The sequence below is a fragment of the Leeuwenhoekiella sp. A16 genome, assembly GCF_047946675.1.
GTDB lineage: Bacteria > Bacteroidota > Bacteroidia > Flavobacteriales > Flavobacteriaceae > Leeuwenhoekiella.
Map to the genome: position 1 here is coordinate 4,299,909 of NZ_CP172313.1, position 13,265 is coordinate 4,313,173.

Genomic DNA, 13,265 nt, shown 5'->3' on the forward strand with positions numbered 1-13,265 from the left:
ATGAATTTAAACCTTGCTGTATTAATTGACGGAGATAATATTCCTTCTGCCTACGTAAAAGAAATGATGGAAGAGATTGCAAAATATGGCAACCCTACCATCAAGCGTATCTACGGTGACTGGACGAAGCCCACACTTACAAAGTGGAAACATTTGCTGCTCGAGAACGCAATTACACCCATACAGCAATACGGTTATACTACTGGCAAGAATGCCACAGATTCTGCCATGATCATAGATGCGATGGATATTCTGTATTCTGAAAAAGTAAATGGTTTTTGTCTTGTATCTAGTGATAGTGATTTCACACGTTTAGCGACCAGATTGCGCGAGGCGGGGATGCAGGTTTATGGCATTGGCGAAAAGAAAACTCCTAACCCGTTTATCGTTGCCTGTGATAAATTTATTTACATCGAAATTTTAAAGAATAAAACAGACGAAGAAGATTCTGAAACCTCATCTGATAAATCTGAGGCGCATTCTGGTATTGATAAAATGACCCAAAAGGAGATAAAGCTTATCGCTTCTACCATTTCTGATGTGGCAGATGACGATGGCTGGGCTTTCTTAGGTGATGTAGGAAGTTTATTGCAAAAAAAGCAACCTAATTTTGACTCTCGTAACTATGGTTTTCAAAAATTGACTCCGCTTATTAAATCAATCAAAGATTTTGAGATCGAGCAACGTGAAGGAGCCAGAAAAAGATCAAAACTAATCTACGTAAGAATCAAAGAAAAATCGGGTAAAAAGCAGTAAAAATTGGCTTTTTAAGGCTAATTTTTATCTTCAAGCAGCGGGACAAATCTGAAGTTTCCGTACTCTTTCTTTTCAAATTTTGTTAAATCTGTACGTACGAAACGTGTCATCACTTGCGTATCTTCCCCTACAGGAATAATAAGCTTCCCTCCTACTTTTAACTGAGCCAATAATGGATTTGGCACATAAGGAGCACCTGCTGTAACTATAATTCCGTCAAAAGGCGCAAACTCTGGCATACCTTTATAACCGTCACCAAAGGTTAGACGTTTTGGCCTATAGCCTAATTTTGCAAGAAAATTCTTGGTTTTTTTAAAGAGCTCGCGTTGTCTTTCTATCGAGTACACTTTAGCTCCCATCTCACAAAGTACAGCAGTTTGATAACCGCTACCTGTGCCAATCTCAAGAATAGCATCTCCTTTTTTAATCTCCAGTAATTCGGTTTGAAAAGCGACCGTATACGGTTGTGAGATTGTCTGGTCTGCTGCGATAGGAAAAGCTTTATCCTGGTAAGCATGATCTTCAAAACTGCTATCCATAAAAAGATGGCGTGGTATTTTGCGTATCGCATCAAGTACCGGTTTGCTGGTAATGCCCTTTTCTTCAACAATTTTGGCTAACAATCTACGCTTTCCCTGATGTCGTGTAGTGTCCCTCATGCCGCTAAAATAGTTAAACTTGATAGCGGGAGTGCAAAACAAATCGTCATTTTTATCAACATACTTTTAAGATAAGATTGTAATTGAGAAATGCTATTTTTGTTTAAAATCAAAAATTATGCTCAAAGCAGGCGTTCTGGGTGCCGGCCACCTGGGAAAAATTCACCTTAAATTACTTAATCAATCTGATAAATATGAACTAATAGGATTCTACGACGCATCTCCTGAGGCAGCAGCGTCAATAGTAGAAGAATTTGGTTACAAATCATTCCCATCTATTGAAGCGTTGATAGATGCTTGTGATGTGGTAGATGTTGTAACGCCTACAACTTTTCACTTTGATTGTGCAGAACAGGTTATAAAAGCTGGTAAACATCTTTTTATTGAAAAGCCAATTACCCAAACTGTAACTGAAGCAGAGAAAATACGTGAACTTGCAAAAGAGTATGGCGTACGTGGGCAGGTAGGTCATGTAGAGCGTTTTAATCCCGCTTTTAAGGCAGTGAGCGACATGATTGAGAATCCTATGTTTATTGAGGCTCACAGATTGGCAGAGTTCAACCCACGCGGTACAGATGTTCCTGTAGTGCTCGATCTTATGATTCATGATATTGACGCTATACTGAGCGTAGTAAAAAGCCCGGTGAAACATGTGTCGGCTTCCGGGGTAGCTGTTATAAGCGACACGCCAGATATTGCAAATGCGCGTATTGAATTTGAAAATGGCTGCGTTGCTAATCTTACTGCAAGTCGTATCTCGATGAAAAAGATGCGTAAAGCGCGATTTTTTCAACGTGACGCCTATATTTCGGTAGATTTTCTGGAGAAAAAGTGTGAGGTTGTAAGGATGAAAGATGCTCCTGAAAAGCCAGATGATTTTGCTATGATCCTTCAGAATGCAGAAGGAATGCGCAAGCAGATCTATTATGACAATCCTGATGTACATGAGAATAACGCTATTCTTGACGAACTGGAAGCTTTCGCGAAAGCTATAGAGACAGATACAGTTCCCGTTGTAAGTTTAGGTCAGGGTACCGAAGCGTTGCGCGTGGCAATGATGGTCATAGAAGATTTTGATAAATAATTAGAAAACGGGTTTGATGAAAAATATTACGGTAATTGGCGCCGGTACAATGGGTAACGGGATTGCCCATACTTTTGCTCAAAAAGGGTACACAGTAAACCTTGTTGATATTAGTGAAGTATCATTACAGAAAGGACTTGCTAAAATTACAAAAAACCTGGATCGTCAGGTCGCAAAAGAAACAATTACAGTAGCAGAAAAAGAAGCGACATTAGATAATATTACTCTTTTTATAGCTTTAAACGAAAGTGTAACCGCAGCCGACCTTGTTGTAGAAGCCGCAAGTGAAAATCTAAAGATCAAACTTCAGATTTTTGAAGAACTTGATAATATCTGTCCTGCAAATACAATTCTTGCAACCAACACTTCTTCTATCTCCATAACTCAAATTGCTGCCGTCACAAAACGACCTGAGCAAGTTATAGGGATGCATTTTATGAATCCCGTACCTATTATGAAACTGGTTGAGATCATTCGTGGTTACAATACCAGCGATGAAGTCACCACCAGCATTATGCAGCTTTCTCAAAAAATAGGTAAAACTCCTGTTGAAGTAAACGATTACCCGGGGTTTGTAGCTAACCGTATTTTAATGCCGATGATCAACGAAGCCATAGAAACCCTTTACAATGGCGTCGCCGGCGTTTATGAAATAGATACCGTAATGAAACTCGGTATGGCTCACCCAATGGGACCTTTACAATTAGCAGATTTTATTGGGCTTGATGTTTGTCTTTCTATACTGGAAGTTATGTATGACGGTTTTAAAAACCCGAAATATGCGCCTTGCCCTCTTTTAGTAAATATGGTTAGAGCGGATAAATTAGGCGTAAAATCTGGTGAAGGTTTTTATGATTACGCTGAAAGTAGAAAAGCTGATAAAATTTCGCGTCAATTTGCTTAACATTCATAACTAAATATGCCTGATCGCCACTTTTATCAAAAGCATATTTGGTGTATTTCTCTTTTAGTTAATATCGCTGTTTTTAGTCAAAACAACTCTGATAAATTTTATAAAATAGGATTTAGTTACGGCAGCGGGACTAATGATAATATCCTTTTTAATGATGAGGATTACAGTTATAAAGTTGATTATTATAAGTTCAAATTTTTCTATCCTTTAAAACAGGGAAAAACCTCTTTTGATCTGCTTATACAGCCAGAGTACAACCACGCAAAACATGAGTTACTCAATTTCTATTTTGTGTATACTGATGAAGAACGTGAAGAATTCATGCAAGAGCGCCGCATAAATCAATATGTTTTAAGTGTGAGTTTTGTAGTTCGCAGAGAGGTATTTGATTTTCTCGATGCTTATGCCCAACTAAGCGTAGGCCCTGAATATATTGACAGGCACAGTGAAAGACTGGCCAAAGGATTGGCTTTTGCAGATGAGTTGGCAATTGGTTTATCGTTTAAGACATTTAAAAGTTTGAGAATTGATATCCAGCCAAGTTTCAGGCATGTATCTAACGCCAACCTGCAGAAACCTAATAGCGGTTATAACAGTTTGAATATAGAAACAGGATTGACGTATACATTTAGGTAACCGTAATTGTTTTCGCCCTGAGCGCAATTTGAATTTATAATAGTATTTTTAAATAAATACTGTTCTCCTGCACATGGCAAAAATACTTCCGTTTAAAGCTGTAAGACCCACACGAGATAAAGTCTCTTTAATTGCTTCGCGCTCCTATGAAACCTATACAAAAGCTGAGCGTAAAGCCAGACTTGATAACAACCCATATTCTTTTCTTCATATAATAAATCCCGGTTACAAATATCACAAAGAGGTATCTGGGAAAAAGCGGTTTCAACTTGTACGCAACCGCTACCAGGAGTTTAAAGAGAACGGTTATTTTATTCAGGAAAATCTCCCCAGTTATTACATTTATCGCATTATTGATAGTGAAAATCGGGTTTTTACGGGAATTATCGCAGCGGCCAGTTTATCTGATTATAAGGAACAGGTAATTAAAAAACATGAAGACACTTTAACTCTGCGGGAAGAACTTTTTAAAGAGTACTTAAAAGTCGTAGGTTTTAATGCCGAGGCTGTTTTATTGACTCATAGCGATAATGAAACTTTAAGCGGCATTTATGAAACCGTAATGCAGGCAAGGCCAGAATATGAATTTACTACAACTTACAGGGACACGCATTATTTATGGCCGGTAAATGATGAAAATCTGGTAGAAAAGATAAAAAACTGTTTTAGCGAAATTGAAACTATTTACATTGCAGACGGGCATCACCGTTGCAGCTCTTCGGCTCTCCTAACAGCAGAAATACAACTTAACAAAACAAAAACCGCCCACTCCTATAATTATTTCATGGTATATCTCATACCAGAATCTAACCTGCAAATAAGCAGCTATAGTCGTATGATAAAAGATCTAAACGGCTTGGGAAAAGAAGAATTTCTCATAGCTCTGGATTCTTGTTTTAAGATCGAAAATAAAAAAGACCAATATTTTGAACCGAGGAAACAGCACGTAATATGCATGTATCTGGATAGTGACTTTTACGAAATAACATTACGTACCAAATACAGGAAGTTTGCCAATGCATTAGATGCTCTGGATGCTCAGATCTTATACAAATTTATACTAGAGCCTATTCTGGGAATTCATGATTTACGCAATGACAAACGTATTGCGTATGGCAAAGGAAAAAACGATATGGTGGCTGTAAAAGAAAAAATAGACCAGAAAAAGTATGCTGTAGGTTTCAGTTTAAAACCGGTTTCTATTGATGAAATAAAAGCAGTTGCAGATGAAAATCTGCGCATGCCTCCTAAAACCACTTATATAGAGCCAAAATTACGCAGTGCAGTAACAATTTATGAGTTCTAATACCGTTAGTATAGGTCTCTAGCCGCAGCAAATTATTTACCTTTGTAAAAATTTTTCAAATAAAGTATTGAGCATACCTAATAATATAAAATCCCTTTATTCAGAACTTCCTAAAGATGTATCTCTGGTTGCTGTTTCAAAAACAAAACCTGTTTCAGATATTGAAGAAGCCTACAATACCGGTCAGCGTATTTTTGGTGAAAACAAAATACAGGAAATGACTGATAAGTGGGAGCAGTTACCTAAGGATATTGAATGGCACATGATAGGTCATGTACAAACCAATAAGGTTAAATATATGGCGCCGTATGTAAGCCTGATTCATAGTGCAGACAGACTCAAACTTTTTAAAGAAATAAACAAGCAGGCAAAGGCAGCAGAGCGAACTATACAAGTTTTACTTCAGGTTAAAATAGCAGAAGAAGACAGCAAATTTGGTATGCCACCACAAGAAGCTATTCAAGTGTTGGAAGAAAATGTACTGACGCAATATACTAATGTAGAAGTTACCGGTCTTATGGGGATGGCTTCTTTTACAGATGATCAGGAACAGGTTAAAAGAGAATTTTTACAACTTAAATCTATTTTTGACCGCTTTAAAGATCGCCACAATTTAAAAACCCTTTCTATGGGGATGAGCGGTGATTATGAACTGGCCATAGAATGTGGCAGCAACATGGTGCGTATAGGTAGTGCCATTTTTGGAGAACGTGATTATAGCAATACTAAATCATAGTAAACGAAAGCAGAAGAAGGATGTACGCAATACTGGATTTAGAAACCACAGGAGGCAAATATAACGAAGAAGGAGTTACTGAAGTTGCTATTTACAAATATGATGGTCATGAAGTAGTAGATCAATTCATTAGCCTTATTAATCCTGAACGACCTATACAGGCTTTTGTAGTAGGCTTAACAGGTATTAATAATGAGATGCTTAGAAATGCTCCTAAATTTTATGAGGTTGCTAAGCGCATTATTGAAATTACTTCAGATTGTATAATTGTGGCGCATAACGCACAGTTTGACTACCGCATTTTACAACTTGAGTTTGACAGACTGGGTTATGATTACCAGCGTAAGAGTTTGTGTACTGTAGAACTTTCTAAAGAGCTTTTGCCAGGTCAACAAAGCTATAGTCTGGGAAAACTTGTAAGAAGTTTGGGAATTCCTATTGTTGACAGGCACCGTGCTAATGGCGACGCCCTTGCCACGGTAAAATTATTTCAGCTTTTGCTTGATAAAGATTCTTCTAAAACTATTATACAGGAAGGAATAAAGCTGAATCCCAAAAAACAGCTCGATACCAAATTACGCGATATTATAGAAGAAATACCAAGTATTACAGGTGTTTACTACATGCATAATGCAAATGGTAAGATAATCTACATTGGGAAAAGCAAGAATATTAAAAAACGTATTATTCAGCATTTTACCAGTGAGAACAGAAAATCGAAAAAAATACAGGAAGAAGTTGAAGCTGTAACTTATGAAGCTACGGGTAGCGAATTAATAGCGCTGCTTAAAGAAAATGATGAGGTTAAAAAAAATAAACCACATCACAATACAGCTTTACGTCGCACCATCTTTAAAAATCAACTTTCTGCTTTTACAGATGAGGAAGGATATATCAATTTAAAAGTTGAACGCGCTGATTCCCGTAAAAAAAACATCACTACTTTTTCTAATGCGCAATCTGCAAAAGCACATCTTACTCGTGTAATTAAAGATTATGACCTTTGCCAGAGCAAAGCTGGTTTACATAATACGTCAGGTAATTGTTTTAACCATAGTATTAAAGAATGTAATGGCGCCTGTACGGGTGAAGAAGAAGCCGAAGCTTATAATTTACGTGTTATGGAATATATTGCCAGACACAGCTTTGCTAACAAGAATATGCTTATCATAGATCGTGGTCGTAAAGTAGACGAGCGTTCTGTTATTCTGGTTGAAGAAGGAATCTTTAAAGGTTTTGGTTTTTATAAGCTCCATTACCAGCTCAACAACATGGATATTCTACAGCGCATTCTAACTCCTATGAATGATAATCGTGATGCCCGCCATATAATACAAAGCTACTTACGCACTAAAAAAGTTCTAAAAATTGTAGAACTTGATGAAATTGCTAAATAATATATAGTTTGTGTATTTTTAGTTTTTTCTAAGCACATTAAATCTGAATGCGTTTTATGCAATTCAATTTAATAGATACTCATACTAGTTAATCATAATAAGACGCATTGCCTGAAGCCGGAAAACATAAATGGAGAACTAAACTTCATGAAGTTATATACGAAGCCGATACACCAAGCGGTAAGGCTTTTGATGTAATTTTGTTGATTCTTATACTCTTAAGTATAATACTCGTAATGCTGGAAAGCGTGAAAACGCTCAGCGACGCTTATGGTGAGTATTTCTATCTGGGTGAATGGATAATCACTATTTTTTTCACTATAGAATACATATTGCGTATAATAAGTATTAAAAAACCTTCAGCTTATGTATTTAGTTTTTATGGCTTGATAGATTTTATTTCTACCATTCCGCTTTATTTATCCTTTTTCTTTGTGGGCTCACACGCTCTACTCACAATTCGCTCTCTTAGACTATTACGTGTATTTAGAATATTAAAAGTCACCCGTTACATAGGTGAAGGTAATAAGCTAACGAAAGCACTTAAAGATAGCAGACCTAAAATACTCGTGTTTCTCTTTGCTGTTCTCATTCTTTCAGTAATCGCCGGTACGTTAATGTATTTAGTTGAAGGCCCCGAACATGGTTTTACTAACATTCCTGTGAGTGTATACTGGTGCATTGTAACGTTAACTACTGTAGGTTTTGGAGATATAGCTCCTACTACTGCTTTAGGACAATTTATTGCTACGGTAATCATGATCATGGGTTATGGCATCATAGCTGTACCTACAGGTATAGTAAGTGCAGAAATGACAAAAACAGGAAGCGAAAAGGAAAAATCAGATAAACAGAAAATTACCACAAATACACAAGTTTGCCAGAATTGTGGTGCAAGTATGCATCAGGATAACGCAAAATATTGCCACAAATGTGGGTACCCTTTACATAATGACTAATTATTTAATTACTGTTGTAGGACCTACTGCTATTGGGAAAACAGCTTTGGGAATCAGACTCGCCAATTATTTTAATACAGAGGTGATTTCTGCAGATTCCAGGCAGTTTTTTAAGGAAATGTCTATTGGTACCGCTGTCCCTTCAAAGGAAGAGCTAATTATGGCCAAACATCACTTCATTCAAAATATTTCAATACATGATAAGTACAACGTTGGCATGTTTGAAAGGGAAGCTATATCTAAACTCAACGAATTTTTTGATCAGAAACAAGCAGTTGTAATGGTAGGCGGTTCTGGTCTGTATGTAGATGCAGTAATAAAAGGCTTAGACGATTTTCCCCCTGTAAAACCCGATATTAGGGCAAATTTGACCGAAAAATTAAATACTGAAGGAATAGAAAGTCTTCAACAACTACTAAAAGATCTTGACCCAGAACATTACAGTAACATTGACCTAAACAACACCCAGCGATTGATAAGAGCATTAGAAGTTTGTCTGTCTTCAGGAAAAAGTTACAGTTCGTTTTTGGCTAAAAACAATACAACAAGAAATTTCGAAACTATAAAAATAGGCTTGCACGCTGAACGCGAAATTATTTACGATCGCATTAATAAACGCGTAGATATAATGATGCAGAATGGTCTTGAAGCAGAAGCAAGATCACTATTTGAGCTAAAAGAACTCAATGCTTTACAAACAGTAGGTTACAGAGAACTGTTTGAATATTTTGAAGGAAAATTATCTCAAGAAGAAGCCATTTCCGAAATCAAGAAAAATACCAGAAGATTTGCCAAGAGACAATTAACATGGTTTAGGAGAGATCAAACCATAAACTGGTTTGATTATGAAACTCCTTCTGAAGAAATTATAGAAATGATAAAAGAAAAAACGTCCCTCTAAAAAAAGGGACGTTTTAATTCTTACCACTTACTCATCTTCTTTTTTTACCACGAGTCTAAATCCTTCACCGTGAATGTTAAGTATCTCAACACTATCATCACGTTTAAGATATTTTCTAAGCTTGGCTATATAAACATCCATACTTCTTGAGGTGAAATAGTTATCATCTCTCCATATTTTTGTTAAGGCCAGCTCTCTTGGCATAAGATCGTTCTCATGCAATGCTAATAAGCGTAATAATTCATTCTCTTTAGGAGAAAGTTTATTAGGCTCTTCTTCTTTATATGTAAGAAAACGAAGCTTAGAATTCAGGTGAAAATTACCTATAACAAATTCAAATTGTTTGCTGTCTGCAACAGAATCTGTGGCTTTACGCATCATGATAGCTTTGATCTTCATAAGAAGAACTTCGCTGTCAAAAGGTTTGTTTAGATAATCATCTGCTCCTACTTTGTACCCTTTTAGCACATCTTCTTTCATCGCCTTAGCGGTTAAAAAGATAATAGGTACATCTTCATTTTTCTCTCTTATTTCTTTGGCAAGTGTAAAACCATCTTTATATGGCATCATAACATCAAGAATACAAAGGTCAAAGTCGTCTTTTTTAAACTTCTCAAATCCTTCCATTCCATTCTTTGCATGTGTGACATCGTAGTCGTTCATTGACAGATAGTCCTTAAGAACTGTCCCGAAGTTGGGATCATCTTCTACCAATAAGATTTTTTTGTTTTCTGTTTCCATGAGTTTATGATATTAGTGGTAATTTAATAGTAAAAGTACTGCCCTTGCCTTTTTCACTTTGTACCCAGATCTCTCCCGAGTGATCTTCTATGATACGTTTAGCATAAGCCAGACCGAGACCGTGCCCTTTAACGTTATGAATATCGCCAGTATGCTCGCGATAGAATTTTTCAAATATTTTCTTTTGTACAGCTTTTGTCATTCCGTCACCCTGATCTTTAATTTTAACCAGAATGAAATTCTTTAAATTTTCAGTATAAATGTCAATCTTAGGCGCTTCTGATGAATATTTTACCGCGTTATCTAATATGTTAACGATAACATTAGTAAAATGCGATTCATTAGCTAAAATGGACGATTTTAATGCACCGTAGTGCGTTTTTACATACCCATTTCTATCTTCTACAATTAGCTCGATATGCGTAACTGCATCATCAATAATGTCATGCAACTTCAAACGCTCTTTCTTTATATCTAACTGATTACGTTCAAGTTTAGAAATACGCAATACATTCTCAACCTGAGCATGCATTCTTTTATTCTCATCTCTTATCATGCCCAGATAGCGATTAAGAGATTCAGGATTTGCCCCAATTTTAGGATTCTTAATAGCATCAAGAGCCAGATTTATTGTGGCGATTGGAGTTTTAAACTCGTGCGTCATATTATTGATAAAATCTGTCTTGATCTGCGAGATCTGCCTTTGCTTTATCAATTGTTGCAGCGCGCTTGAGTAAGCAACTACAATAATTAAAGTGAACAAAATGCTTAAAGTCGCCATCCCAATTACAGATGATATTACAAATCTCTTCTCACCGGGAAAATTGGCGTATAGCTGGTAATCACTGTTTCCCTGATCATCAACAAAAAGAGGCACACTAAATGTTTGCTCTGGTGATTGAATATCAAAATTTTCTGAACGTACAACTGTCGACAGACTGTTGCTATACACTGCAAACTCAAAATCTGTATCCATATCCCGCTCTGCCAACTCCATGGTCATGAGCCTGTCTATTTCTTCATTAGATACACGTTTATGAATAGGAAATTTGCGAGTTATCTCAAGAACAAGTTGCTCAAGATTATAACGCTCTATCTCACTCATAGACGCCAGGCGCGAAAAACGTGATCTTCTGTTTATAGGATTGCGATCAAGATCGTTCTTATCTACTATCTGTGTAATTTGACGTTGTAGATATCTTTTAAATTTGATACTATCAAGGTCATAATCAAGAACAGGGGCGCTTAATTTATAGTCCTGCTCTACGATACTATTACGATAGATATATGTCTCGTTAGTTAGGGAATCTTCTTGTGTGAATAAAAACTCATTGAGCAAGAGATCGTCAGGAATACCAATGCTGTCTCTGGCTTCTAAAAGTGGATTATACCAATCGTCAACTTCTCGTTTTTGTACTTTGCTGGAAACTGCGCTTAACACCTGTTTTGCACTAAATGCAAACTGACCCCTTTTCGTCTCAATACTGTTTGATATCCAGTACCCCTGTACGAATATGATGCCAATAAGTGAGAGGCTCATGAGTACCACCAGAAGCACAAACAGTTTTTTATTCATGCCTCAAATGTATGATTTTAACATTTAGGTCTCCAGTGGTTTAACCAAATGTTAACATTGCTCAACTAACTATTTACAAGGGTTCGCAGGATTTTATGGTGTATTTTTTCAACCATTTTTTCGCTTTCTGCAAGGTCATTATTGTAGATGACAAAATCTGCCAGAGGTATCTTTTTCTCATCACGCCATTGCATATCTATGCGTGCTTTGACTTCGCTTTCTTTAACATTATCGCGCCTCATAACGCGCATAATCCTTTCTCCCTCTGGGGCTGTGACTAAAATTGTTAAATCGCAATATTTATTACCTCCATTTTCAAACAGGATTGCAGCCTCTTTTATCACGTAGTCAGATTCTTGATTTTTTGCCCAATCTTCAAAATTTTTAGCCACTGCAGGGTGAACTATTGCATTGAGTTTATCAAGTAAAATGGGATCATTAAAAACAATATCTGCTATAAATTTTCTATCCAGTTCATCGGCATTATATGCTCTTTTACCTAGTAGATCAATTATTTTTTCCCTAATATCCTGATTAAGCATCAATTTTTTGGCTTCAATATCTGCTATATAAACAGGTACACCCAGGTTTTTAAAGAATTTAGCAATGGTACTTTTACCACTACCTATGCCACCGGTTAAGCCTACAACTTTCATTTTACGAGTAAATATTGTACTGTTTTTTCGCGCAAGCGAACATCTCTTATAAACTCTGGATACTCAAGTATTTCTGGCGTTAATGAAGTAGAAAGACTATCAGTTAATTTAAAATCACAAACAACTCTAAAGTCAGATGGTTTTATGCGATCATAATTCTCAAAATTCACATTAAATACAACAGTTACCTTTTTAGGAAATATCTTAGCTTTCACATTGCGTGGTACGTTTATCAATTGCACCGGCACAGAAATAGTACCTTCTGTAAACTTATCTACATCAAGCGTGTAGCCCACCTGCGCAGGAATAATTTGTATAAGATCACTGCGACCTGAAACACCTACAGCAATACTGTCTTTAAGGTTATTCTTCACATCTTTAAAAACCATGGCAGATGTAGTCGCATGGGTGAGCGTATCAAGACTGCTTTTAGGGCCTCTTACAACCACAGAATCAGGTGAAAGTTGAAGACCTTCAAAACTGCCGTAACCAGCGTCATAACTAACCTCAAGTTTAGCTACTACCGGCAATTTAACTTCATAATTCCTGTCAAGATTAACGTAAACCGTATCGGGACTAAAATTTAAAATGCGGCTTTGGCTTAAGCTACCCGTTAATGCATCTTGATCGCGGTTAAACACATAATAGAAACGTGTAGCAGAATCTTTAACAACTTCAGAAAGGTCTATATCGATGTGCTTATCAGAAAATTTGTACTTATAAAAGTCATACCCGCTACCTATACCAGAAACCTCTACCTTTTCTGTCGAGAAGGATTTAAGAATGCGATCTTCTGGCAGATTAATAAACTGTAGCGGTACTTTAACGGTGTACCTAAAATCCTTTCCCAATTTAAGCAAAACAGAAACCGCAGCGGTAAAGAGCAGAATAAGCAGGAAAACTCGCAGGTTAATATTTTTTAAACTTTTTCTAGTTTCTGGCATG

At 36.7% G+C, this 13,265-nt stretch carries 14 protein-coding genes; 9 read left to right on the plus strand and 5 right to left on the minus strand.

The annotated features are described in order from the left end of the window. Entirely contained in the window at positions 1-756 is a 756-nt protein-coding gene (locus ACH3O9_RS18750; protein WP_416443043.1) for an NYN domain-containing protein, read from the plus strand. A 17-nt stretch (positions 757-773) separates the two neighbouring features. Here ACH3O9_RS18750 and ACH3O9_RS18755 read toward each other — a convergent pair whose 3' ends face one another. Continuing rightward, positions 774-1,415 (minus strand): protein-L-isoaspartate(D-aspartate) O-methyltransferase, encoded by a 642-nt coding sequence (locus tag ACH3O9_RS18755; protein ID WP_416443045.1) that lies wholly within the window; start codon positions 1,413-1,415, stop codon positions 774-776. A 118-nt stretch (positions 1,416-1,533) separates the two neighbouring features. On the opposite strand from ACH3O9_RS18755, the gene ACH3O9_RS18760 reads away from it, so the two are divergent. From ACH3O9_RS18760 to miaA, 8 genes are all read left to right on the plus strand, one after another. Continuing rightward, a complete protein-coding gene (locus tag ACH3O9_RS18760; protein ID WP_416443047.1) occupies positions 1,534-2,499 on the plus strand; it encodes a Gfo/Idh/MocA family protein in 966 nt (321 codons plus the stop codon). Positions 2,500-2,515: 16 nt separating this feature from the next. Then, complete coding sequence (locus tag ACH3O9_RS18765; RefSeq protein WP_416443048.1) at positions 2,516-3,403, plus strand: 3-hydroxyacyl-CoA dehydrogenase family protein; 888 nt, start codon at positions 2,516-2,518, stop codon at positions 3,401-3,403. Positions 3,404-3,418: 15 nt separating this feature from the next. Continuing rightward, a complete protein-coding gene (locus ACH3O9_RS18770) occupies positions 3,419-4,048 on the plus strand; it encodes an acyloxyacyl hydrolase (RefSeq protein WP_416443049.1) in 630 nt (209 codons plus the stop codon). Positions 4,049-4,121: 73 nt separating this feature from the next. Continuing rightward, positions 4,122-5,354, plus strand: coding sequence for a DUF1015 domain-containing protein (locus tag ACH3O9_RS18775; RefSeq protein WP_416443050.1), 1,233 nt, complete (start codon positions 4,122-4,124; stop codon positions 5,352-5,354). A gap of 67 nt (positions 5,355-5,421) precedes the next feature. Beyond that, positions 5,422-6,090: a YggS family pyridoxal phosphate-dependent enzyme gene (locus ACH3O9_RS18780; RefSeq protein WP_416443051.1), complete on the plus strand. Its 669-nt coding sequence runs from the start codon at positions 5,422-5,424 to the stop codon at positions 6,088-6,090. Between the two features lie 20 nt (positions 6,091-6,110). Continuing rightward, a complete protein-coding gene (locus tag ACH3O9_RS18785) occupies positions 6,111-7,487 on the plus strand; it encodes an exonuclease domain-containing protein (protein WP_416443052.1) in 1,377 nt (458 codons plus the stop codon). Between the two features lie 107 nt (positions 7,488-7,594). Next, entirely contained in the window at positions 7,595-8,446 is an 852-nt protein-coding gene (locus ACH3O9_RS18790; RefSeq protein ID WP_416443053.1) for an ion transporter, read from the plus strand. Further along, on the plus strand, positions 8,439-9,347 hold the full coding sequence (gene miaA, locus ACH3O9_RS18795; RefSeq protein WP_416443054.1) for a tRNA (adenosine(37)-N6)-dimethylallyltransferase MiaA: 909 nt from the start codon (positions 8,439-8,441) through the stop codon (positions 9,345-9,347). Before ACH3O9_RS18790 ends, miaA begins: the two co-directional genes overlap by 8 nt. A 27-nt stretch (positions 9,348-9,374) precedes the next feature. On the opposite strand, the gene ACH3O9_RS18800 is transcribed toward miaA, so the two are convergent. The 4 genes from ACH3O9_RS18800 to ACH3O9_RS18815 form a co-directional block, all read right to left on the minus strand. Then, positions 9,375-10,088 (minus strand): response regulator transcription factor, encoded by a 714-nt coding sequence (locus tag ACH3O9_RS18800; protein ID WP_416443055.1) that lies wholly within the window; start codon positions 10,086-10,088, stop codon positions 9,375-9,377. A gap of 4 nt (positions 10,089-10,092) precedes the next feature. Continuing rightward, positions 10,093-11,664 (minus strand): sensor histidine kinase, encoded by a 1,572-nt coding sequence (locus ACH3O9_RS18805; protein WP_416443056.1) that lies wholly within the window; start codon positions 11,662-11,664, stop codon positions 10,093-10,095. A 65-nt stretch (positions 11,665-11,729) separates the two neighbouring features. After that, positions 11,730-12,320, minus strand: a complete 591-nt coding sequence (coaE, locus tag ACH3O9_RS18810; RefSeq protein WP_416443057.1) for a dephospho-CoA kinase — start codon at positions 12,318-12,320, stop codon at positions 11,730-11,732. Then, on the minus strand, positions 12,317-13,264 hold the full coding sequence (locus tag ACH3O9_RS18815) for a CdaR family protein (protein WP_416443058.1): 948 nt from the start codon (positions 13,262-13,264) through the stop codon (positions 12,317-12,319). Before ACH3O9_RS18815 ends, coaE begins: the two co-directional genes overlap by 4 nt. Position 13,265 lies beyond the last annotated feature (1 nt).